The 22,038-nt window shown below is 73.2% G+C and carries 17 protein-coding genes; 4 read left to right on the top strand and 13 right to left on the bottom strand.

Annotation, left to right across the window (positions count from 1 at the left end):
• Positions 1–10 precede the first annotated feature (10 nt).
• The 4 genes from ACFVTF_RS01510 to purD all read right to left on the bottom strand — a co-directional run bounded on the left by ACFVTF_RS01510 (position 11) and on the right by purD (position 6,180).
• On the bottom strand, positions 11–910 hold the full coding sequence (locus tag ACFVTF_RS01510; RefSeq protein ID WP_371517911.1) for a phosphoribosylaminoimidazolesuccinocarboxamide synthase: 900 nt from the start codon (positions 908–910) through the stop codon (positions 11–13).
• Between the two features lie 73 nt (positions 911–983).
• Positions 984–2,597 carry a N,N-dimethylformamidase beta subunit family domain-containing protein gene (locus ACFVTF_RS01505; RefSeq protein ID WP_371517910.1) on the bottom strand — a complete coding sequence of 538 codons (1,614 nt, stop codon included), beginning with the start codon at positions 2,595–2,597 and terminating at the stop codon, positions 984–986.
• 219 nt (positions 2,598–2,816) lie between these two features.
• Positions 2,817–4,400 (bottom strand): hypothetical protein, encoded by a 1,584-nt coding sequence (locus ACFVTF_RS01500; protein ID WP_387807652.1) that lies wholly within the window; start codon positions 4,398–4,400, stop codon positions 2,817–2,819.
• Between the two features lie 532 nt (positions 4,401–4,932).
• On the bottom strand, positions 4,933–6,180 hold the full coding sequence (gene purD, locus ACFVTF_RS01495) for a phosphoribosylamine--glycine ligase (protein ID WP_371517908.1): 1,248 nt from the start codon (positions 6,178–6,180) through the stop codon (positions 4,933–4,935).
• Between the two features lie 367 nt (positions 6,181–6,547).
• Between purD and ACFVTF_RS01490 the strand changes: the two genes are divergently transcribed.
• Positions 6,548–7,333 (top strand): SLATT domain-containing protein, encoded by a 786-nt coding sequence (locus ACFVTF_RS01490; RefSeq protein ID WP_371517907.1) that lies wholly within the window; start codon positions 6,548–6,550, stop codon positions 7,331–7,333.
• 111 nt (positions 7,334–7,444) lie between these two features.
• Here the strand turns inward: ACFVTF_RS01490 and ACFVTF_RS01485 are convergent, their stop codons facing one another.
• From ACFVTF_RS01485 to ACFVTF_RS01475, 3 genes are all read right to left on the bottom strand, one after another.
• Positions 7,445–8,092, bottom strand: a complete 648-nt coding sequence (locus ACFVTF_RS01485) for a hypothetical protein (RefSeq protein WP_350876643.1) — start codon at positions 8,090–8,092, stop codon at positions 7,445–7,447.
• Positions 8,093–8,207: 115 nt separating this feature from the next.
• Positions 8,208–9,272, bottom strand: a complete 1,065-nt coding sequence (locus ACFVTF_RS01480; RefSeq protein ID WP_387807648.1) for a GntR family transcriptional regulator — start codon at positions 9,270–9,272, stop codon at positions 8,208–8,210.
• 206 nt (positions 9,273–9,478) lie between these two features.
• On the bottom strand, positions 9,479–10,276 hold the full coding sequence (locus ACFVTF_RS01475) for a carbon-nitrogen family hydrolase (RefSeq protein WP_063348508.1): 798 nt from the start codon (positions 10,274–10,276) through the stop codon (positions 9,479–9,481).
• Positions 10,277–10,449: 173 nt separating this feature from the next.
• Between ACFVTF_RS01475 and ACFVTF_RS01470 the strand changes: the two genes are divergently transcribed.
• Positions 10,450–11,271, top strand: a complete 822-nt coding sequence (locus tag ACFVTF_RS01470; protein ID WP_350876647.1) for a maleylpyruvate isomerase family mycothiol-dependent enzyme — start codon at positions 10,450–10,452, stop codon at positions 11,269–11,271.
• Between the two features lie 629 nt (positions 11,272–11,900).
• On the top strand, positions 11,901–12,749 hold the full coding sequence (locus tag ACFVTF_RS01465; RefSeq protein ID WP_387807645.1) for a Bro-N domain-containing protein: 849 nt from the start codon (positions 11,901–11,903) through the stop codon (positions 12,747–12,749).
• Between the two features lie 57 nt (positions 12,750–12,806).
• Here ACFVTF_RS01465 and ACFVTF_RS01460 read toward each other — a convergent pair whose 3' ends face one another.
• The 6 genes from ACFVTF_RS01460 to pdhA all read right to left on the bottom strand — a co-directional run bounded on the left by ACFVTF_RS01460 (position 12,807) and on the right by pdhA (position 20,909).
• Complete coding sequence (locus ACFVTF_RS01460; protein ID WP_387807642.1) at positions 12,807–14,168, bottom strand: nitrate/nitrite transporter; 1,362 nt, start codon at positions 14,166–14,168, stop codon at positions 12,807–12,809.
• A gap of 105 nt (positions 14,169–14,273) precedes the next feature.
• A complete protein-coding gene (locus ACFVTF_RS01455) occupies positions 14,274–15,452 on the bottom strand; it encodes a M64 family metallopeptidase (protein ID WP_387807639.1) in 1,179 nt (392 codons plus the stop codon).
• A gap of 230 nt (positions 15,453–15,682) precedes the next feature.
• Entirely contained in the window at positions 15,683–16,906 is a 1,224-nt protein-coding gene (locus ACFVTF_RS01450; protein WP_371517902.1) for a benzoate/H(+) symporter BenE family transporter, read from the bottom strand.
• 398 nt (positions 16,907–17,304) lie between these two features.
• Entirely contained in the window at positions 17,305–18,765 is a 1,461-nt protein-coding gene (locus ACFVTF_RS01445) for a dihydrolipoamide acetyltransferase family protein (RefSeq protein WP_387807636.1), read from the bottom strand.
• A 15-nt stretch (positions 18,766–18,780) separates the two neighbouring features.
• Positions 18,781–19,755 (bottom strand): alpha-ketoacid dehydrogenase subunit beta, encoded by a 975-nt coding sequence (locus ACFVTF_RS01440; protein WP_063348502.1) that lies wholly within the window; start codon positions 19,753–19,755, stop codon positions 18,781–18,783.
• Positions 19,755–20,909, bottom strand: a complete 1,155-nt coding sequence (gene pdhA, locus ACFVTF_RS01435; protein ID WP_371517900.1) for a pyruvate dehydrogenase (acetyl-transferring) E1 component subunit alpha — start codon at positions 20,907–20,909, stop codon at positions 19,755–19,757. Before pdhA ends, ACFVTF_RS01440 begins: the two co-directional genes overlap by 1 nt.
• A 426-nt stretch (positions 20,910–21,335) precedes the next feature.
• On the opposite strand from pdhA, the gene ACFVTF_RS01430 reads away from it, so the two are divergent.
• A complete protein-coding gene (locus ACFVTF_RS01430; protein ID WP_350876661.1) occupies positions 21,336–21,995 on the top strand; it encodes a response regulator transcription factor in 660 nt (219 codons plus the stop codon).
• Positions 21,996–22,038: the final 43 nt, after the last annotated feature.

Below are 22,038 nucleotides of genomic sequence, written 5' to 3'. Positions count from 1 at the left end.
CGGTCGGGCGTCAGGCCCAGGCGGTGCCGGTCAGCCGCTCGTACACCTCGATGTACTTGGCGCGGGTCTGCTCGACCACCTCGGCCGGCAGCTCCGGCGGCGGCTGCTCGCTGTAGCGGTCCCAGCCGGAGGCCGGGGAGACCAGCCAGTCGCGGATCAGCTGCTTGTCGAAGGACGGCTGCGAGCGGCCGGGCTGCCACTCGTCGGCCGGCCAGTACCGGGAGGAGTCCGGGGTGAGCACCTCGTCGCCGATCAGCAGCTCGCCGTCCAGCAGGCCGAACTCGAACTTGGTGTCGGCCAGGATGATGCCGCGGTCGCGGGCGATGTCCCGGGCCCGGCCGTAGACGTCCAGGGTGGTGCGGCGCAGCTGGGCGGCCAGGTCGGCGCCGATCCGGCGGGCGGTCTCCTCGTAGGAGACGTTCTCGTCGTGCTCGCCGACCTCGGCCTTGAGCGCCGGGGTGTAGATCGGGGCGGGCAGCTCGGAGCTGTTCTCCAGGCCCTCCGGCAGGGCGATGCCGCAGACCGTGCGGTTCTCCTGGTACTCGGCCAGGCCGGAGCCGGCCAGGTAGCCGCGGGCGACCGCCTCGACCGGGACCATGTCCAGGCTGCGGCAGATCAGCGTGCGGCCCTTCCAGTCGGCGGGGGCGCCGGACGGGACCTCGGTGGAGATCACGTGGTTGGGGACGATGTCGGCGATCCGCTCGAACCACCACAGGGACAGCTGGGTGAGGACGCGACCCTTGTCGGGGATCTCGTTCGGCAGCACCCAGTCGTGGGCGGACATCCGGTCGCTGGCGACCATGACCAGCTCGCCCGACTCGGTCCGGTAGAGGTCGCGCACCTTGCCGGTGTGCAGGTGGACCAGGCCGGGCACCTGGACCGGCTCGGGCTTGGTGACAAATCCGCTCAAGGTGTCTCAGTCCTCAGGGGTCGTTCGCGGGCGTGGGGCGCGCGAAAGGGGAGGTCACTGCCCCCGCAGTCTTTCACGAACCCCCGAGGCCCCGTTTCTGGCCGAGGGCGGCCCCGTTCCGGGCGAGCGGGGCCCGGCCGAAGGAGGCCTCGTTCTTGCCGAGGCGGTCGAGCAGGTTGGCGGTGGCCCGCTGGATCCGCTCGTCGGTGAGGCCGGGGCGGCCCAGCGCGGGCGACCAGGCGAAGGTGCCGGCCGCGAACACGTACGCGCCGCTGGGCGCCCGGTACAGCGAGGTCTCCTGGTAGCGGGTGCGGCCGGCGAGGTCCTGGTACGGCGAGTGCGCGAGCAGCACCCGCTCGGTGTGCTCGGGCAGCGCCACCTTGGGGTAGTAGCGGTCGGCCTCGCCGGCGACCAGGCCGGGCAGTTCGTCGCCCTCCTGCAGGCCGGTGCCGTCCCAGAGCCAGTGCGCGGTGTGCCGGGCGATCAGCGGGACGGGCGCGGCGACCCGGCCCGAGTACTGCAGGCCGAGCACCTGCTGCTCGGGCTCGCCGGCGTCCCGCCACAGCGCGCTGGCCGAACCGGGCACCCCGGCGGCCGGGTTGCCCGGCTGGACCTTCTGCCGCTTGCGGCAGTTGAGCAGCCGGTTGGGTTCGCCGGAGGCGGCGGCGGTCAGCTCGACCCGCCAGTACATGGTGTTGGCGGACAGGAACACCAGCGAGGTGCCGTCGTCCCTGGCCTGCTCGACGGCCCGGCGCATCGGCTCGGACCAGTACTCGTCGTGGCCCGGGAAGATCAGCGCCCGGTGCCGCCCCGGGTCGACCAGGCCCGCGTGCAGGTCGGTGGCGGTGGCGTAGGAGAGGTCGTAGCCGTAGCGCTCGGCCCAGCGGATGAAGTCGTACGCGTGGCCGACGTGCAGCGGCAGCCCGGCGGTGGCGTGCGGGCGGTCGAAGGAGACCGTGACGGCCGCCTCCGGCTCGCCGACCAGGCCGCCCCGGCCGTCCCAGGCGTGGTAGAGGCTGGCGCCGCTGCGGCCGTCCTCGGGGAACAGGTTGTAGGCCTGCCAGGTCACGTCCGGGACCACCAGGAGCAGTTCGGCGGCGTGCTCCCGGTCCTCGAAGTCCCGGACGGTGAACGGGATGTGGCTGCGGTGCAGCATGTCCGCGGTGGTCAGCACGGCGACGTACGCGCCGGGCTTCCAGTGCACCGGGATCTGCAACCGCCAGGAGTGCCACCAGTGGTGGCAGGAGACCGTCCGCTCGACCACCAGCGGGGCGGGCTGGGCCAGCCCGGCGATCAGCGGGCTGGACGTCATGTGGCGGGCGCCGTCGCCGCCGTAGTGGCCGATCCGCCAGACGTCCACGGTGAACTCGCGGGGCGGGTTGACGGTGACCCGGAAGTCCACCGAACCGCCGGGGCGGATCACCCCGGCCGAGGCGAAGCCCTTGATCTGCTGGTCCACGTCGTTGGCGCTCTGCGGGGTGCCGACCGGCGGCTTGGGCCGGGCGCCGGCCGCCAGCGGCCGCTGGCCGGGCGCGTCCACCGAGACGTACCAGGGGACGGCGCCCTCGGCACCGGCCAGGTACTGGTCCGGGCTGCGCAGCCAGGGCAGCGGGCCCTGACCGAAGGGGTCGGAGACGCTGTAAGCGTGCGTTCCGGACTCCCAGCGGCGGTTGAGTTCCGTGCCCACGCGCCCCTCCCAGGTGCACTTCCGCCCGGTTGGCACGTGCCCCCCGGATGTGCGTGCGGTCTAATACACCACAGAGTGCTGGCGCTCCGTCACCCTGCGGTCGCAATTGGTGCCGGGAATCTCACGCCCTCCCCCGGCCGGGCCTCCGGCCTGCGGAGACGGCCGCCCGCCGGTCGGTTTGGGGGCGCGCGCCGGAGCACCGAGCGCCGCCTGTCCGGCTCACAACCGGACGGGTTTCTCCAGCCGGACGTCGGCGGCGTCCAGCCAGGCCCGCAGCGGGCCGTCCTGGCCCTGCTCGACGGCCTGGGCGACCGGCCCGGCCAGGTCGGTGCGGCGGATCCCGCCCAGCAGCAGCACCGGACCGTCCAGCCAGTCCAGGCCGGGCGCGCCGCCCGCGGTGTCGACGGCGGCGCAGCAGACCATCGCGGTGACGTGGTCGACCAGCAGGTCACGGCCGCTGCGGGCGGTTTCGAGCAGCGGGGCCGGGGCGGTGGTGCGGGCCAGCTGGGCGGCCAGCGCGGCGGCCAGCTGCTCCCCCTCGCCCTCGGCGAGCCGGACCAGCAGCCGGGTGAGCGTCGGGGAGCCGGGGCGGGCCTGGGGGGCGAGCCGGTCCAGGGCGGTCTGCAGGGCGGCGGCGCGGGCCCGCCAGCCGGCGTCCACCACGTCGGCCGGGTAGTCCGTCCACTCCAGTTCGTGCCAGCCTCCGGCGGCCGGGCTGCCGAAGAACAGCTCGGCGGCGAGCCGGGAGACCGCCCGGTCGACGGTGCCGGGCTCCTCCAGCAGGTCGCAGGCGGGGCGGTCGCCGAGCCGGGTGCCGTAGCCGTCGGCCAGGCGGTCGCGCCGGGACAGCTCGGTGAGGGCGGAGACGACGCCGGCGTTGAGGTGGGCGGGGTGGCGGCCGAGCCGCCAGGCGGGCAGCGCGACCCGGGTGAGCAGCCGGTCCCAGCCCGCGTAGGCCAGGCCGACCTGCTCCTGGGCGGCGATCCGCAGGCCGTAGTCGACCGTCCTGGCCTGCTCGGAGGCCCAGCTCGCGACGGAGCGCTCCAATTCGGCGGCGTGGCCCCGGCAGGCGCCGAGCAGCCGTCGGATGATCCCGCGGGTGATCCGCTCGGCGAGCGCGGCCGGCCCGCGGCGGGGCGGCCGGGGCGGGCCCGCCAGGGTGGCGCCGCCGAGGCCGGGGGCGGCACCCTGGCCGGAGTCCAGGCCGGCGTCCAGGCTGCGCAGGAAGCGGCGGGCGGCGGCGATCTCCGGGTCGGCGGAGGCGGCGGTGCCGGCCACCACGGGGGCGAGCAGGGCGCGCAGTTCGCCGGCCCGCATCCACCACAGGAACGGCGAGCCGATCACCAGGACCGGGCCCGGCGGCTCGGGGTGCGTCCGGAACGGGCGGGCCCGCCGCACCGGCGGCACGTCCTCCAGCCAGCTGTCGCAGTCCGGGGTGAGGGCCACGGTGGAGGGCGCGGGCACGTCCAGCCGGTCGGCGAGTTCGTCGATCAGCCGGTACAGCTCGGGCGCCTCGGCGCGTTTCAGCGGGACGGCCGGGGTCCGGGGCGGGACGGCCCGGTGGTAGGCGCGGGCGGTCAGCCCGGCCACCAGGAGGGTCAGCGCGGCCACCGCGCAGACCACCCAGCGGGCGGCGTCCCACCCGGCGGCGTCGGAGGAGCCGGGTGCGCCGATCCGCCCGGTGAACCGGCCCGCGAGCAGGACCACCGCGACGGCGGCGGGCATGGCGGCGGCGGCCAGGGCGAGACCACGGACCCGCAGGACCGCCTGGGCATGAGCGCGCGCGGTGTCGACTGCGGCCATACGGTGCGGCACCCCCTTCGGAGCCCTCGGGCGCCCGGCGACGGGCCCTGAGCCGACTCGAAACGATCAGTTCCGACCGGGAAGCGGAGGCGTCCGATCCCCGGTAGTGCATGCTGTGTGGCGCTTCTGCCATGTTCGACGCACCGGCCCGGGTGGGTGTTCCGGATCGCCCCGGTTTCCACTCGTCCCGGTGACACCGCCCGGATTCCGGACGGTCACGACCGGTCCGGTGCGAAGCACCCGGGCACCCGCCCGGCCGGACGCCGTCCAGCATCCCCCCGTGGGAACACCGCTACCCGGCGGCGACCCCGGCGCACGGCCACGTCGCACTGCGATCCAGCGCACCATAAGGCCGGGCGCCCGGCTACGTCAGCCGGATGCGGGTGCTATCACCCGATGGGCTGGAATCCGGCCGCCGAACGGTGCGCCGGCCCCCGGAGCCACTCCCGCCCCGGAAACGCCGCAGGGCGCTGCGTCCATGGGGGGAAATCCCACGGTGCGCGGCGCCCTGCGGGCGGAGGCGGGGCAGGCCCTACGCGGTGGCCGCCTTCAGGGCGATGTCGGTGCGGTGCTGGCCGCCCTTGAGCGCGATCCGGTCCACGGCGGCGTACGCGCGGTCGCGCGCCTCCGCCAGGTCGGCGCCGGTCGCGGTGACCGACAGGACGCGGCCGCCGGCGCTCAGCACCCGGCCGTCCTCGTCGGCCCTGGTACCGGCGTGCAGGACGAACGCGGTGCCGTCGGCCTCGGCCTCGGCCAGGCCCTCGATCGGGTCACCGGTGCGCGGCGCGGCCGGGTAGCCCTCGGAGGCGACGACCACCGTGACGGCCGCGCCCTCGTCCCAGCGCAGCGGCTCCAGCTGGTCCAGGGTGCCGGTGGCGGCGGCCAGCAGGACGGCGGCCAGCGGGGTGCGCAGCCGGGCCAGCACGACCTGGGTCTCCGGGTCGCCGAAGCGGGCGTTGAACTCGATCACCCGGGTACCGCGCGAGGTGAGCGCGAGGCCCGCGTACAGCAGGCCGGAGAACTCGGTGCCCCGGCGGCGCAGCTCGTCGACGGTCGGCTGCAGGACGCTCTGCTGGACCTCCTCGACCAGCCCGGCGGGCGCCCACGGCAGCGGCGAGTAGGCGCCCATGCCACCGGTGTTGGGGCCCTCGTCGCCGTCCAGCGCGCGCTTGAAGTCCTGCGCGGGCTGGAGCGGGACGACGGTGGTGCCGTCGGTGATCGCGAACAGCGACACCTCGGGGCCGTCCAGGTACTCCTCGATGACCACGCGCTCGCACGAGGCGGCGTGCGCCAGCGCGGCCGCGCGGTCGGAGGTGACCACCACGCCCTTGCCGGCGGCCAGGCCGTCGTCCTTGACCACGTACGGCGCGCCGAAGGCGTCCAGCGCCTCGGCGGCCTCGGCCGGGGTGGTGCAGACGTAGGAGCGGGCGGTGGGCACGCCGGCCCCGGCCATCACGTCCTTGGCGAAGGCCTTGGAGCCTTCCAGGCGGGCGGCTTCGGCGGACGGGCCGAACACCGGGATGCCGGCCGCGCGCACGGCGTCGGAGACGCCCGCGACCAGCGGGGCCTCCGGGCCGACCACGACCAGGGCGGCGCCGAGCCGCACGGCCAGGTCGGCGACCTGCGCGCCGTTCAGCTGGTCGACCGGGTGGACCGTCGCCACCTGTGCGATCCCGGCGTTGCCCGGGGCACAGTGGAGCTCGGAGACGGCGGGATCTTGGGACAGAGAGCGGCACAGGGCGTGTTCGCGGGCGCCGCCGCCGATGACGAGGACCTTCACGCTTGGCAAGGGTAGTCGGTGGCCAGTTCCGGCCGCTCTCCGGTCCCGTCCGATCCTCCAGTCGGGGCGGTCCGTACGCCGAGGATGTCAGAGAAACCTCCAACTCGGACCGGCTCGGTGCGCACCGGGTGCCCGAGTCAGGACGGCGGGTCACCGGACCCTCCCTCGGACGGGTGAAATCTCGCCGACCCCCGCATCCCTTCCACCTCGGGTTCCGGTGGCCGAATCCGGTAACGATCACCGGGGAAGCGACCCCATGGTCAGCCATTTGGCGGTAAGAAGTGCTGTTGGACAACCAACGGCAGACGTTGAGTCAGTCGATGGACCGCCAGACCCAGCAGTCCGCCCGCCACAGGGAGCCCCACAGGTGAGCCAGCCGGAAATGCAGCCCGAGGAGAGTGCCTGGGGCAAGGAGATCGGCGAGGAGGACCCGCCCGCCGCGACCATCGCCCGCCAGGAGTCCACCCGCCGACGGACCGATCTGAGCACTCGACAGTTCCCCCTCGGGGACTGGGGCGAGCCGGCCGAGCGCCTGGAGGAGCTGTACCGCTGGTCCGAGGAGCGGGCGGTCGAGGCGATCGAGTGGTACCGCAAGGACCGGATCTGGAAGCGCCGCTGGGCGCGCCTGCTGCGGTTCGGCACGGCCGGCTTCGCGGTGGGCGGGGTGACCGCGCCGCTGGTCGACCTGACCGGCGTGGTCTCGCACGGCACCAGCTGGGGCTACGTCGGCCTGGCGCTCGCCGCCGCCTGCTACGGCACCGACCGGGTGTTCGGCCTCACCTCCGGCTGGATGCGTGACGTCAGCACCGCGCAGGCGCTGCAACGCCGGCTGGAGGCCTTCCAGTTCGACTGGGCGTCGGAGTGCGTGCGCGAGGTGCTCGGCCCGACCGAGGGCACCGCGGGCGAAGCCGCCGAGCGCTGCCTCGGCGTGCTGCGCCGGTTCTGCGAGGACGTCTCGGACATGGTCCGCACCGAGACCTCGGAGTGGATGCTGGAGTTCCGCGCGTCCATGACGCAGCTGCCCACCCAGGCCCCGGGCACCTGGGGCGGGCGCAGCGAGAGCGGGGTGGGCGCCCAGGTGCGGGTGCTGCCGCCGCCGGGCACCCGGCCCACCATGCCGCGCCAGCGGCCGCCGGAGGGGCCGCTGCGGTAGCGGGCGCGAAGGCGGGCCGCCTGCCGTGACGGGCGGGCCGGTACGGCGGGAGGGTGCGGCGGCCGGGCGGGCGCAGCGGGCGGTGCCTCGGGCGGAAGGCCGCCCGGCGCCTCAGGCGAAGACCACCATCGAGCCCTGGGCGAGGCTGCGGGTCGCCGCCGCGTACAGGCCCGCCCAGGCGTGCCGCTCACGGGCGAAGGGGTGCAGGTCGTCCAGCGGCGGCCCGAACGGCTGCTCCAGGCCGGTCGGGCCGAGCGGCCGGGTCGGGTCCGGCGGGTTGAGCGGGTCGAGGCCCAGCGCCGGGGCGACGGCCTGCAGTTCGCGCAGCAGCCCGTGGCTGGAGCCGAGCGGACCGCCGGAGGCGAGCAGTGCGTCGTCCACCAGCGGAGCCGGGAACTCTATCGGCACGTAGGCGCCCGCGTGGTCGAAGTGCCAGACCAGGTGCGACTGTTCGGCGCTGCTCTCGAACATCTCCAGCAGCTGCTCGTAGTCGCCGCCGAGCGAGTCCACCGGCGTGATGTCCAGCCCGGTGAGGCCCAGCAGGTAGGCACGGCGCAGGAAGTGCAGCGAGTCGTAGTCGAAGGCGGCTATCGGCTCGACCGCCCCGCTCAGCCCCGGTACGTACTGGTAGACCGGCACCTCGGGCAGCCCGCGGGAGGCCAACACCGCGTTGTAGAGGGCGAGATCGTCCCTGAAGGGATTGTCGGGGCTGTGGCTCAGCACGTCCACGAGCGGGACGAGCCAGAGGTCGCAGGCCATGGCCGGCAGTTCCTCTCCGGGCGACGGGGTCGCCCGCAGAGCGGGACGACGACGGGGGCGGGGTCGGTACCCGGACGGCCGTTGTGCGGGACGCCCGGTTCGACGACCGCCCACCCTACCGGCCCGGGGCCGGGCGCGGGTCGGGCCGTCCCTGCGGTGCGTCCGGGGGCGGTTCGGGCAGCCGCCGGCCGAACCGGCCGTACGACACCGAGCGAGGTTGCGGCACCAGGCCGAGGCCCAGCCCGAGTTCGCGGCCGAGCTCCCGGCCGACCTCCTCGCCCGGCCGGCGCCGGCCCCTCCCGACCTGGTCGAACGCCTGGCCGGAGGCCGGTTCGGCCGCCACCGACGGGGCGTCGGCGGACGGGGCGTCGGCGGACGGGGCCGGCGGAACGGGGCCACCGCCGTCGGGCCCGCCACCATCGGACTCGCCGTCCCGGGGTCCGCCGTCCCGGGGTTCGGTGAGCAGCCCCAGCACCGTCACCGACTCCAGCGGCCGCCCGGCCAACCCGGCCAACAGCCGGGCGGTGTACAGGTTGTACTCGCAGATGATCCGGTGCGCGCCGACCAGGTCCCGCGCGCCGATGGCGTCGACCAGGTCGAGGTGGCGGTCCCAGCAGACCTCGGCCAGGACGGGCAGGTCCCGCAGGTAGGGCGCGGCGAACATCCACGACTGCACCCGCAGCCAGTCCAGGTAGTCGCCGATCCGGCGGTTGCCGATCAGCGCGGCGACCTCCTGCCAGAACCGGCGGTCGCAGCCCACCATCACGTCCAGGTTCCCGGCCCGGGCGGCCCGGACCGCCGCGTCGGCCCGGCGGCGCAGCGAGGGCAGCCTGGCGAGGTCCGGCAGCGCCCTGCGAGCGGAGAACTGGCGGTAGTAGCTGTCGGTGACCAGCACCCGGGACTCGAAGATCTCCAGGAAGTCGTCCCAGCCCAGCTCGGGCACGGTGAACCCGCGGTGGTGCTCGGCCCGCAGCAGCCCCTGAGCACCGAGGTCGACCAGCGCCTCGCGGGCCGGGGTCGCCGAGACGCCGTACAGCTCGGCGATCTCCTTGACGGTGAAGTTGCGGCCGGCCGCCAACCGGCCGGCCATCATCTCCTCGCGCAGCGCACCGGCGATCTGCTCGCGCAGGCTGTTGCGCTGGATGACGGAACGGGTGTCGCCTGCGCCGTTGCCGGGCATGCGCGCAACCTCCTGGGGCGGGCCGATCAGGCCGCCCCTCGGCGGACCGGCCAACGAGCGGCGGGGAACACGACGAGTGCTCATCTTCTCAAACCCGCCCCGAGAAGGTACAAACCAACCCCCCGGAGGCCCCGACACCCCCGGACTCCCCCGCCCGGGCCGGGCCTGGGCGGGGCGAGGCGGGCCCGGGTCAACGCCGGCCCGGGTCAGCGCTGGACCGGCGCGGGGATCCCCAGCAGGCGGTCCCGCAGCACCGGGAACTCCTCGCGGGCCTTGCCCACCTCGGCCGGATCGAACTCGACGGTCAGCACCTGCTCCTCCGTGCCGGCCTCGGCCAGCACCCGGCCCCACGGGTCCACCACGATGCTGTGCCCGGCCTGCTCGACCCCGGCGTGCGTCCCGGCCGTGTTGCAGGCCAGCACGAACGCCTGCTCCTCCACCGCCCGCGCCCGCGCCAGCAGCGTCCAGTGCTCGCGCCGCCGGGCCGGCCAGGCCGCCGGAACCACCAGCAGCTGCGCGCCGGCGTCCAGCAGCGCCCGGAACAGCTCCGGGAAGCGCAGGTCGTAGCAGGTGGCCAGGCCCAGGGTGGCGAAGTCGGTGGCCGCGGTGACGATCTCCTGACCGGCGCCCATCACCACCGCCTCGCCGCTGTCGAAACCGAAGCGGTGGATCTTGCGGTAGGTGTGCACCAGCTCGCCGTCCGGGGCGAACAGCAGCGAGGTGTTGTAGATCGGCCCGTCCGGGTCGCGCTCGACGATCGAACCGGCGTGCAGCCAGACCCCGGCCGCCCGCGCGGCCGCCGCCATCGCGTCCGACGTGGGCCCGTCCAGCGTCTCGGCGCCGTCCGACCACAGGTCGTAGGCGAAGCCGCCGAGCGGCCACAGCTCCGGCAGGACCACCAGGTCCGCGCCCTGCTGCGCCCGGACCAGCGCGGCGGCCCGGGCCCGCCGTTCGGCGGGCGGCTCGGCGTCGGAGACCCCGAGTTGGATCAATGAAGCGCGCACAGTACCACCGTCCACGGCAAGAGACCTACGATCGTCACCCGAAAGCGCTGCCCAGCTGTCTCCCGGCAGCGTAACGTGCGGTTAGCGTGTGCGCCTGGAAGCCGGACCATCCCGGCCGACCGGGGAGGCCGGGCGCAGAGGGCAAGGAAGCTGACGGAGGGCCGGAGATTCCCGTGACGGACAACCAGACCGTGCAGGCTTACACGGAGGCGTGGGCCCAGAGCATCGAGTCCATATCGGAGCTGGTCGCCCCCCTCCCCGAGGGCTCCTGGAACCGGGCCACCGAATGCCCCGGCTGGTCGGTCCGGGACGTCGTCTCGCACATCATCGCGGTCGAGTCCGAACTCCTCGGCGACCCCCGCCCGATCCACTCCCTGCCGCGTGACCTTCGCCACGTCACCACCGACTTCGCCCGCTACATCGAACTGCCGGTCGACAAGCGCCGCTGCCACACCGCTCTGGAGATGACCAGCGAGCTGGAGTACACCATCATCCGCCGCTCCCGGGCACTGCGGAACGCCAAGCAGATGCCCCTGGAGCCGGTGCGCTGGCCGGCCGGCCCGAACAGCCGCGACGTGCACTACCACGAGCTGCTGCGCCTGCGGGCCTTCGACGTCTGGGTGCACGAGCAGGACCTGCGCCGGGCCCTGGACACCCCCGGCAACCTCGACTCCCCGGCCGCCCTGATCGCCCGGGACGTCCTGCTGGGACTGCTGCCCAAGGCCGTCGCCCACCAGGCCGGCGCCCCGGCCGGAACGGCCATGGTCCTGGACGTCACCGGCCGCGTGGAGTTCCTGCGCACCGTCCGCGTCGACTCGACCGGCCGCGGCACCGTCGACGAGTCGATCAGCCTGGCCCCCGACGTCCAGCTCACCATGGACTGGGAGACCTACCTCCGGCTCGCCTGCGGCCGCGGCCGCCCCGGCCCGGTCACCATCGACGGCGACAAGGAACTCGCCGACCGCGTCCTGTCCGCCTTCGCCGTCACCATCTGACCCCAGCCACCCCGCCGCGCACACCACCCGACGCACACGCACAAGTGCGCGCCGGGTGCCGAATCCTGGACCGGCGCAATCCGCCCAACGCCGTCAAGAGGTCGGAAACCCACCGGCACCGCGCTGTCGGCATGTGGCCGGTAACCATCACCCAAAGCGATGGTTAGGACGTTTCCGCAGGTGGGAAACCATACGCGCGGAAACCCACTGCTCGGAGTGATCAGCGAGGCGGGCTTGTATGCCTTGAGGTCGAGCAAGCCCGACGCCCAGCCGTTCAGGCACTGGGTCACCCGAGGCCGCATCTACGGGGCAGCGCCACAGCATGACCTTCGAGACCCTCGCTGAAAGCTAGGGTTACAACGTTTTCGCAGGTCAGAAACCCTACGGCCCGCCGCCGCACCTTCCGACTCAAACGCAGGAGCTCGCCGACCGCGCCCCTCCCGCCTTCGCGGTCACCCTCTGACCCCATCCGCCCCACGGCGCACGCCGCCCGGCGTACACGCACGAGTGCGCGCCGAGTCGGCACCACTCGTGCATCCATCCGTCAATCCAGCACCATCACCTCACCCGTTCGACCTCGTTGTTCCGGGCACTCCAGCCACCACCCGGAAGAAGAAGGGGCGTCCCCCGTGGACGACGAACAGCAGCAGATGGTCCTGGTCCAGTCGAGCTTCCCGGTCACGGGCCAACCGATCCGAGTCGTGATGATCGACGGACAACCGTGGTTCGTCACGGCAGACGTGTGCACGATTCTCGATCGAGGCAGCGCAAGCCGCGCGAGCAAGACGGTGGATCCCAAGGACACTCGCACTGTCGATATGCGATCCGTATGCCTGACTAAAAGTCAGGCATACGGCGTTTCCCCAGGTGGGAAGCTGTACAAGGGCGGAAATCCCTTCCTGAACCTGGTCAACGAGGCCGGCTTGTACAGCCTGCTGATGAGGTCCAACAATCGGGCATCCAAGCCGTTCAGGGACTGGGTCACCCGCGACCTTCTCCCCTCCGTCCGCCGTGGGGACACCGACATTCCCACCCAGCAGCAGCGGATGGCGGAGACCCTGGCCGAGGCGATCGGGCAACAGGTACGGATCGTCGCCGAGATCGACCACGAGGACTGGCCCGGCCTGACCGTCCACTCGGACGGGACGGTCCACTGCCAGCACGGCGAAATGGTCCTCCACCTGCCGACCAGGGAGGAAGACAGCGGACCACCGTTCGGTGCGTACTTCGCCTGCCCGGGCGAGGAACGGGTCGGCATCCGGGCCAGCCGGATCGTCCCCGGCTGCCCGAAACTGAAGCTGGTGGACCTGATCCGCATGCGGCGCGAAGTCGCCGAGCAGCCGACGCGACCGAAGGCGCATCCGGCTCGCACACCGATGATGCCGCCGGAGGGCGCAGTGCTCTGTGTGATCGACCGGGTCCAGCTCTACGGACGGCCGCCGGAGGTCACCGAGGTGCTCCGGGGTATCGGGCTGTAATCGCGGGAGACCCTTGTTCTGAACAAGGGTCTCCCGCATCTTCGCAGGTCAGAAACCCTATGCCCCCGCCGCGACCTTGCGGCGCAGGCGCAGGATCATCATGGTGCCGACCGCCAGCGGGACGTACTGCCAGCAGAACGCCCAGCGGAAGGCGTCGGCCGAGTAGGAGTCGGTGCCGGCCGGGGAGAGGCCGTCCAGGATGACGCCGATGCCGAAGAGGGTGATCATCGTGCCGATGAACCCGCCCATGTTGACGATCCCGGAGGCGGTGCCGAGGCGCTCCACCGGGTTGCGGGCGCGGGCGTAGTCGAGGCCGACCAGTGAGGCCGGGCCGTTGCTGCCCATCACCACGATGATGGCGGACAGCAGCCAGATCGGCGGGTGTCCGCCGGGCCAGGCCAGGACGAGCGCCCAGCCGAGGGCGGTGGCCGTGATGACGGTGAGGACGATCGGCATCCGGGCCCGCGCCGAGACGGAGAGCACCCGGCCGAACAGGAAGCCGAAGGCCATGTTGCTGAGCACCAGCAGGGTCAGCATTCCGCCGGCCTCGGCCCGGGAGAGGCCCTGCGCCTCGACCAGGTAGGGCAGGCCCCAGAGCAGGCCGAAGGCGTTGCCGGGGAACTGGGTGGTGAAGTGCACCCAGAGCCCGAGCCGGGTGCCCGGTTCGCGCCAGCACGCGCGGACCTGCCGGCCGACCTTCGGCCGCGGCGCGGGCGGGTGTTCGACCGGCCGTACGGCGGCCGCCGGGGCTTCCTTGAGGAAGAGCGCGACCAGCGCGAAGACCGCGACGCCGAGCAGGGCGATCGCGGTGAAGGTGGGTGTCCAGCCCTCGCGGTGCAGGGCCTGTGCGAGCACCACGGTGGTGATCAGGTTGCCGCCCATTCCGGCGAGGCCGGTCAGCTGGGCGACGAACGGGTTCCGGGCGGCGGGGAACCACCGGGCGGCGAGCCGCAGCACGCTGATGAAGGTCATCGCGTCGCCGCAGCCGAGCACCGCCCGGGAGGCCAGCGCGGGGGCGAAGGAGGAGCTGAACGCGAAGGCCAGCTGGCCGAAGCTCAGCAGGACGACGCCGAGCAGCAGCACCCGGCGCGGCCCGATCCGGTCGACGAGCAGGCCGACCGGTATCTGCATGGCCGCGTAGACCAGCACCTGGAGGATGGAGAAGGTGGAGAGCGCGGAGGCGCCGATGCCGAAGCGGTCGGCGGCGTCCAGTCCGGCCACGCCGAGGCTGGTGCGGTGGATCACCGCGAGGATGTAGACGCTGACGCCGATGGACCAGGCCAGCCAGGCCGCGCGCCCGCCGGGCGGGGACGGCGCGGGGGCGACGGACGGCGTCGGGGCTGCCGGCGGCGTCGGGTCGGCGGTTCGGGGAGCGGGGTCGGACAGGGGTGCGGCTGAACGGGCGGGCTCCACGGTCATAGTGCGACCAGACTAGTCATCCCATGATGGGACGCCCAGTGCGGGGTACGGTCGATCGTCCACGGACCACGGATCCCACGAAGCACGGATCCCGCGGACCGGGCGTCAGCCGGTCACCGTCCAGGACACCGCCCGGGTCATGTAGCGGTCCCGGAAGGCCTCGTCCCGCACCCAGTCGGTGGTGTCCCGGACGGTCGCCGTGACGGTGGCCGTCCGGCCCGGGGCCAGGTTCAGCTGGTCGGTGTCCAGCCAGGAGCCGTCGGCGGCCTGCGGCGTCACCGCGACGCCGTCCACCTTCCACTCGACCTTCAGCTGTCGCGGGCCGGTCAGCGGCACCGGCCGGACGTTCAGCCGGGGGCGCCCGCTCACCTCGCCGGGCGGCGGCGACGGGGTGTCGGTGGGCCGGATCCTGCGGTACAGCTCCTCCATGATCGCCTCGCGCGACGGCAGGTTGTAGGCGCTGCCCAGGGTGCGCATCACCGAGTCGGGGGTGGGCCGGTAGAGGCCGTTGGCGCTGCGGTAGGCGCCGACCGTCCCGGCGCCGTCCGGGGACTCCGCGCCCAGCCAGCGCCACCACTTGGTCTGCTTCGTGCGCATGTCGTCGGCGTCGAGGGTGGCGAGGTTCGGGTAGTCGGCGTCGTCCGGGGCGCTGTCGTACTCGTCGCCGAGGTCCCCCACGGTGTGCCCGATCTCGTGCTGGATGATCCGCCCGGCGTCCGGGCTGCCGCCGGCCAGGGTGGTCACCCCGGTGCCGCCGGCGCCGCCGTACTCGGTGGAGTTGGCCAGGGCTATCAGGTACTGCGGCCCGGAGCTGTCGCCCGCGTACCGGGCGGTGGCGGCCTCGTCGGCGCAGAGCAGCCGGGCGGTGCCCTCGCACCAGAAGTGCATGCCGAGCGGGGTGGCGGGGTTGCGGCCGCGGCTCTCGGTCTCGGCTATCCCGGAGACCGGGGAGACCACTTCGACCCGCCGTATGTTGAAGAACCCCTGGTAGGTGCGGAACGGCTCGATGGCCATCAGCGCGTGCCAGGCCCGGTCGACCTGCTGTCGGAACAGGTCCTGTTCGGTGGCCGTGTAGCCGTCGCCGAGCAGGACCAGGGTGATCCGGTTGGCCGGGTCCCCGGTGCGGCGTATGTCGACGGTGGGGGCGGCCGTGACGGGCCGGCGGTCGGCGCGCTGTGCACTGTGCGGCGGGACGGCCCGGTCGGCGGGGGCACCCGGCCCGATCACGCCGAACGGCGAGGGGCCGACCAGTTCCAGGGCGGCGGGGAGTACGGCGGTGGACACCAGCACGAGCGCGGCCAGACTCCGAACGAGACGGCCAGGGTTGCCAGGTGGCATACGGGTGCGTCCTCGGGGTTCCGGTCACCCGGCGTAGCCCGGGTGGTGGAGCGAAGACGTACCCGGACGGGTGTGTCACCCCTACCGCGCGCCGAAAATGTCACCGACCTGGCCGAATGACCCTCACCACACCAGTCATCCCAATGACTGGAATCTGGCCGATGAAAAGCCTCTCGTCAGCGCCTGCGGAGGTTCAGCACCAGGTGGGTGCCGAGGCCGAACAGCAGGCCCCAGAAGGCCGAGCCGATCCCGAACAGGCTCATCCCCGAGGCGCAGGCCAGGAAGGTCACCACCGCCGCGTCCCGCCCCCGCTCGTCCGCCACCGCCGCCGCCAGGCTGCCCTGCAGCGAGGCCAGCAGGGCGACCCCGGCGATCACCGCGATCAGCTCCTTCGGCAGGCCGGTGAACAGGCTCACCAGCACCCCGCCGAAGCTGCCCACCAGCACGTACAGCACGCCCGAGGACATCCCCGCGATGTAGCGGCGGCGCGGGTCGGGGTGGCTCTCCGGGCCGGAGCAGATCGCCGCCGTGATCGCCGCCAGGTTCACCCCCGGCGAGCCGAACGGCGCCAGCAGCAGCGACACCACACCGGTCGACCCGATCAGCAGCCGGTCGTCCGCCCGGTAGCCGAAGGCCCGCATCACCCCGAGGCCCGGTGCGTTCTGCGAGGCCAGCACCACGATCGTGAGCGGCAGCGCCAGCCCCACCGCGGCCGCCCAGGAGAACGCCGGCACGGTGAACACCGGCCGGGTCGGCCCGCCCGAGCCCAGGTGCAGCGGGAGTCCGACGGTCAGCGCCGCCAGCACCCCGCCCACCAGCAGCGCCACCGGGACGGCGTACCGCGGGGCCAGCCGCTTGGCCAGCAGGAAGGCCGCGAGGCTGCCCACCACCAGCACCGGCGCGCCGTGCACGGCGCCGAAGATCCCGGCTCCGAAGGAGAACAGGATGCCCGCCAGCATCGCGTTGACGATCCCGGTCGGCACCGCCGCGATCAGCCGGCCGAACCAGCCGGTGACCCCGAAGAGCGTCACCACCACCGCGCTCACCAGGAACGCCCCCACCGCCTCCCGGTACGGGTACGCGCCCAGGCTGGTCACCAGCAGCGCGGCGCCCGGGGTGGACCAGGCGGTGATCACCGGGGTCCTGGTCCACCAGCTCAGCGCGAAGCCGCTCAGCCCGCTGCCGATGGCCATCGCCCAGATCCAGGACGCCGTGTGCGCCGCGTCCAGCCGCCCGGCGGCCGCCGCCGCGAGCACCACCACCAGCGGCCCCGAGAACGACACCGCGATGCAGACCAACCCCGCCAGCAGCGCAGGCCCCGACACGTCCCGCCGCAGCGAGCGGCGCTCCCCGCCCCCGTCCGGCACCGTCTCCGGTCGGACCGTCAGCTCTTCAGTCATTCCGGAAGTATCCCCAACGCCGCAACCCGGGCTCCCGGAAAAGACTTTGAAACCACCTGCAACCCCCGGCGAGGATGCACGTCTGTACGGATGAAGGCACGGAGAGTGCGACCGGCGGGGCCGGGGCGCTTCCGCTCCGCCCGGAGCGGGGCCGTCGCCTTCACCCGGCCACGCCGTCTTCACCCAGCCACGCCGTCTTCACCCAGCCACGCCGTCGGACCCATGACCCCGGGGAGTCAGGTCATGCGCGCGTCCGCCATCGGCTGGTCCTGATCGCCGCGCGCCGCCTTCGCCCCCAGCGACGGCCGACGGGCGGGCAGAAGCGGAGAGGCCCTCCCCCACACGGCGGTGTGGGGGAAGGCCCCTTCGTGGCTTCCCGTCCGGGACGTCCCGGGCCGTCAGCCCCAGGTGATCAGGCGCTTCGGGCGCTCCAGCAGCGCGGCCACGTCGGCCAGCACCTTGGAGCCCAACTCCCCGTCCACCAGGCGGTGGTCGAAGGAGAGCGCCAGCGTGGTCACCTGACGCGGGACGACCTTGCCCTTGTGCACCCACGGCATGTCCCGGATCGCGCCGACGGCGAGGATCGCGGCCTCGCCGGGGTTGAGGATCGGGGTGCCGGTGTCGACGCCGAAGACGCCGACGTTGGTGATGGTGATGGTCCCGCCCTGCATGTCGCCCGGCGAGGTCTTGCCCTGGCGGGCGGTATCGATCAGCTCGCCCAGCGAGACGGCGAGGCCCGTGAGGGTCTTGCCGCCGGCGTCCTTGATGTTGGGGACGATCAGGCCGCGCGGGGTGGCCGCGGCGATGCCGAGGTTCACCTGGCCCTTGATGACGATCTCCTGGGCCGCCTCGTCCCACTGCGCGTTGATCTCGGGGTGCCGCTTGACCGCGGTGAGCAGCGCCTTGGCGACCAGCAGCAGCGGGCTGATCCGGACGTCCCGGCCCAACTCGCCGCTCTCCTTGAGCCGGCGGACGAACTTCATCGTGCGGGTCACGTCGACCTGGACGAACTCGGTGACGTGCGGGGCGGTGAAGGCCGAGGCCACCATCGCCTGCGCGGTCGCCTTGCGGACGCCCTTGATCGGCACCCGGACGTCGCCCGCCACGGTGACCGGCGCCGGCACCGCCGCCGCGACCGGAGCGGCCTCGACCGGCGCCGCCGGGGCGGCCTGCGCGGCGGCCAGGGCCGACGCGTGGGCGTGCACGTCCTCGCGGGTGATCACGCCGTCCCGGCCGGTCGGGACGACCGCGCGCAGGTCGATGCCGAGGTCCTTGGCCAGCTTGCGCACCGGCGGCTTGGCCAACGGCCGCTCCCCGGCGGGCTGTTCGGCCAGGACGGGCGAGGCGGTCGCGACCGGCACGGCCGGTGCCGGAGCGGCCGGCACGACCGGAGCCGCCGGCACGACGGGCGCGGCCGGAGCCGGCGTCGCGGTGACGGTCGTCGTGGTCGTGCGCCGGGCCCGGCGCTGGGCGGTGCCGGTGCGCGGGCCGTAGCCGACCAGCACCTCGCGCCGCTCGGGCTCGGCCGGTTCGGCCGGCGCCGCGGCGGCGGGCGCAACAGCGGCAGCGGCAGCGGCGACAGGAGCCGCGGCCCCGGCCTCCCCGGCGACCGCGACCGAGATGATCACGGTGCCGACGTCGACCGTCGCGCCCGCGGGGAAGAAGAGCTGCTCGACGACCCCGTTGAACGGGATCGGCAGCTCCACCGCCGCCTTGGCGGTCTCCACCTCGCACACGACCTGCCCGTCGGTGACGGTGTCACCGGGCTTGACGTACCAGCTGAGGATTTCGGCCTCGGTCAGGCCCTCGCCCACATCGGGCATCTTGAACTCGCGGAGCGAGCGAACTTCGGTGGTCATCTTCGCTCCCCCGGATCAGTACGCGAGTGCGCGGTCGACGGCGTCGAGCACGCGGTCCAGGTCGGGGAGGAAGGCCTCCTCGACGCGGGACGGCGGATACGGCGCGTGGTAGCCGCCGACCCGCAGCACGGGCGCCTCCAGGTGGTAGAAGCACCGTTCGGTGAGCCGGGCGGCCAGTTCGGCGCCCATGCCCAGGAAGACCGGCGCCTCGTGCACCACGACGGCCCGCCCGGTGCGCTTGACCGACTCCTCCAGGGTGGTGAAGTCCACCGGGGAGAGCGAGCGCAGGTCGACGACCTCCAGCCGGCGGCCGTCCTCCTCGGCGGCCGCGGCGGCCTCCAGGCAGACCTTGACCATCGGGCCGTAGGCGAGCAGCGTGGCGTCGGTGCCGGAGCGCACGATCCGGGCGTCGTGCAGTCCGAGGTCGGCGGCGTCGCCGACCTCGCCCTTGTCCCAGTACCGGCGCTTGGGCTCCAGGAAGACCACCGGGTCGTCCGAGGCGATGGCCTGCCGCAGCATCCAGTGCGCGTCGTGCGCGTTGGACGGGCTGACCACGCGCAGGCCCGCGGTGTGCGCGAAGTACGCCTCGTGCGACTCGCTGTGGTGCTCGACCGCGCCGATGCCGCCCGCGAAGGGGATGCGGATGGTGACCGGGAGCTTGATGTTCCCGAGCGCGCGGGCGTGCATCTTGGCCAGCTGGGAGACGATCTGGTCGAAGGCCGGGTAGACGAAGCCGTCGAACTGGATCTCCACCACCGGGCGGTAGCCGCGCAGCGCCAGGCCGATCGCGGTGCCGACGATGCCGGACTCGGCGAGCGGGGTGTCGATGACCCGGCCCTCGCCGAAGTCCTTCTGCAGGCCGTCGGTGATCCGGAAGACGCCGCCGAGCTTGCCGATGTCCTCGCCCATCAGGACGGTCTTCGGGTCGCTCTCCAGCGACTTGCGCAGCGCGCCGTTGAGCGCCTTGGCAATGCTGAGCTGACCGGCCATCAGAGGTTCTCCCCCGCCTCGAAGGAGGCCGCGTACTGGACGTACTCGGCCCGTTCCTCATCGACCAGCGCGTGCGGCTCGCTGTACACGTGGTCGAAGATCAGGGTCGGGTCCGGGTCGGGCATGCCGCGCACGCCCTCGCGCACCCGCAGCCCCAGCCGCTCGCTCTCGGCGTCGATCGCGGTGAAGAACTCCTCGTCGGCCAGGCCCTCCTTCTCCAGGAGGGCGCGGAGCCGGGCGATCGGGTCCTTGGCCTTCCAGGCCTCGGTCTCCTCGGTGGGCCGGTAGCGGGTGGGGTCGTCGGAGGTGGTGTGCGCGCCCATCCGGTAGGTGAACGCCTCGATCAGCACCGGGCCGTTGCCGCTGCGGGCGTGGTCGAGCGCCCAGCGGGTGACGGCCAGGCAGGCCAGCACGTCGTTGCCGTCGACCCGGACGCCGGGGAAGCCGAAGCCGGAGGCGCGGCGGTACAGCGGGATCTTGGTCTGGGTGGTGGTGGGCTCGGAGATCGCCCACTGGTTGTTCTGGCAGAAGAACACCACGGGCGCGTTGTAGACCGAGGCGAAGGTGAAGGCCTCGTTGACGTCGCCCTGGCTGGAGGCGCCGTCGCCGAAGTAGGCGATGACCGCGTCGTCGGCGCCGTCCTTGCTGATGCCCATCGCGTAGCCGGTGGCGTGCAGGGCCTGCGCGCCGATCACGATGGTGTACAGGTGGAAGTTCTTCTCGTTCGGGTCCCAGCCGCCGTGGTTCACGCCGCGGAACATGCCGAGCAGGTTGAGCGGGTCGACGTCGCGGCACCAGGCGACACCGTGCTCGCGGTAGGTGGGGAAGGCGTAGTCGCCGGTGCGCATGGCGCGGCCGGAGCCGACCTGGGCGGCCTCCTGGCCGAGCAGCGAGGCCCACAGGCCCAGCTCGCCCTGGCGCTGGAGTGCGGTGGCCTCGCCGTCGAACCGGCGGACCAGCACCAGGTCGCGGTAGAGGGCGCGCAGCTCCTCCGGGGTGGTGGTGAGCGGGTAGTCCGGGTGCTCGACCCGCTCGCCTTCCGGGGTGAGCAGCTGTACGAGCTCCGGCTGGGCGTCCTTCCCCGTGGCGCGGAGGGTGTCAGGGACGCCGGGGGCCGCCTTCTTGCGGGCCCTCGCCGTGCTTTTGACGGTCACGTTCACTCCTCGGTCTGTCCGGCCGCCCGGGGTCGCCGGTGACCGGTCCGGTCACCGCCTCGCGGGGCGCGCGTGGGTGTGCGCTCCTACTGCGGGGCAGGTGGTGATCCTGTTCCGACGGCGTCCCTCACGAGAACGTTACCCAGCGTCCGCCCTTGGCGCGCTTGCGCTAGGACGTCCTACTTGTTCAGGGCTTACAACCCCGAGGGTGCCGCGGGCAGCGCGCCGTCGGAAGGGTGGGGGTGACGGACCGCGTGACGCAGCTCTCAATTCGGGCGCCTTCAGGACACCAGCGCACGTTATCCGGGCGCGAGCCCGTACGTAAGGGGGTTCTCGGTATCGGTTTCGGACCGCCCCGGCCGGACCGCCCGGCTGCGGCACCAGGGACGATAGGTCTTCCGTACGGTGATATGGGAGGCTTTGGACGTGACTGATAACGGACAAATCAGGGTTTTCCTGCTCGACGATCACGAGGTTGTCCGGCGGGGCGTGCACGACCTGCTCTCGGTCGAGGACGACATCGAGGTGGTCGGCGAGGCCGGCACCGCCGCCGAGGCGCTCACCCGGATCCCGGCGGTCCACCCCGACGTCGCGGTGCTCGACGTCCGGCTGCCGGACGGCAACGGGGTCGAGGTCTGCCGGGAGATCCGGTCCCGGCTGCCGGAGATCAAGTGCCTGATGCTGACCTCGTTCTCGGACGACGAGGCGCTGTTCGACTCGATCATGGCGGGCGCGTCCGGCTACGTCCTGAAGGCGATCCGCGGCACCGACCTGATCACCGCCGTCCGGGACGTCGCGGCCGGCAAGTCGCTGCTCGACCAGGTCGCCACCAGCCGGGTGCTGGCCCGGCTGCGCGACGGCGGCGAGAAGGAGGACGAGCGGCTGGCGCAACTCACCAAGCAGGAGCGCCGGATCCTCGATCTGATCGGCGAGGGGATGACCAACCGTCAGATCGGCAACGAGTTGCACCTGGCCGAGAAGACGGTGAAGAACTACGTCTCCAGTCTGCTCGCCAAGATGGGAATGGAGCGACGCACCCAGGCGGCGGCCTTCGTGGCACGGCACCAGGCGGACCAGCAGCACTGATCAGAACAGCGATCACAGAACTGACGACTTGTCAAGGGCCCCC

The organism is Kitasatospora sp. NPDC057940 (genome assembly GCF_042887425.1).
In the GTDB taxonomy this organism is placed as follows: Bacteria; Actinomycetota; Actinomycetes; order Streptomycetales; family Streptomycetaceae; genus Kitasatospora.
Note: the sequence above shows the minus strand (reverse complement) of the source record. Positions and strands in the feature narration are given on the sequence as shown.

Excerpts from the sequence above, each read along its gene's own strand:
- ACFVTF_RS01460 (WP_387807642.1), bottom strand. The coding sequence starts at position 14,168 with ATGACCGTGGAGCCCGCCCGTTCAGCCGCACCCCTGTCCGACCCCGCT.
- ACFVTF_RS01445 (WP_387807636.1), bottom strand. The coding sequence starts at position 18,765 with ATGACCACCGAAGTTCGCTCGCTCCGCGAGTTCAAGATGCCCGATGTG.
- ACFVTF_RS01440 (WP_063348502.1), bottom strand. The coding sequence starts at position 19,755 with ATGGCCGGTCAGCTCAGCATTGCCAAGGCGCTCAACGGCGCGCTGCGC.
- ACFVTF_RS01450 (WP_371517902.1), bottom strand. The coding sequence starts at position 16,906 with ATGACTGAAGAGCTGACGGTCCGACCGGAGACGGTGCCGGACGGGGGC.
- ACFVTF_RS01485 (WP_350876643.1), bottom strand. The coding sequence starts at position 8,092 with ATGGCCTGCGACCTCTGGCTCGTCCCGCTCGTGGACGTGCTGAGCCAC.
- ACFVTF_RS01480 (WP_387807648.1), bottom strand. The coding sequence starts at position 9,272 with ATGCCCGGCAACGGCGCAGGCGACACCCGTTCCGTCATCCAGCGCAAC.
- ACFVTF_RS01500 (WP_387807652.1), bottom strand. The coding sequence starts at position 4,400 with ATGGCCGCAGTCGACACCGCGCGCGCTCATGCCCAGGCGGTCCTGCGG.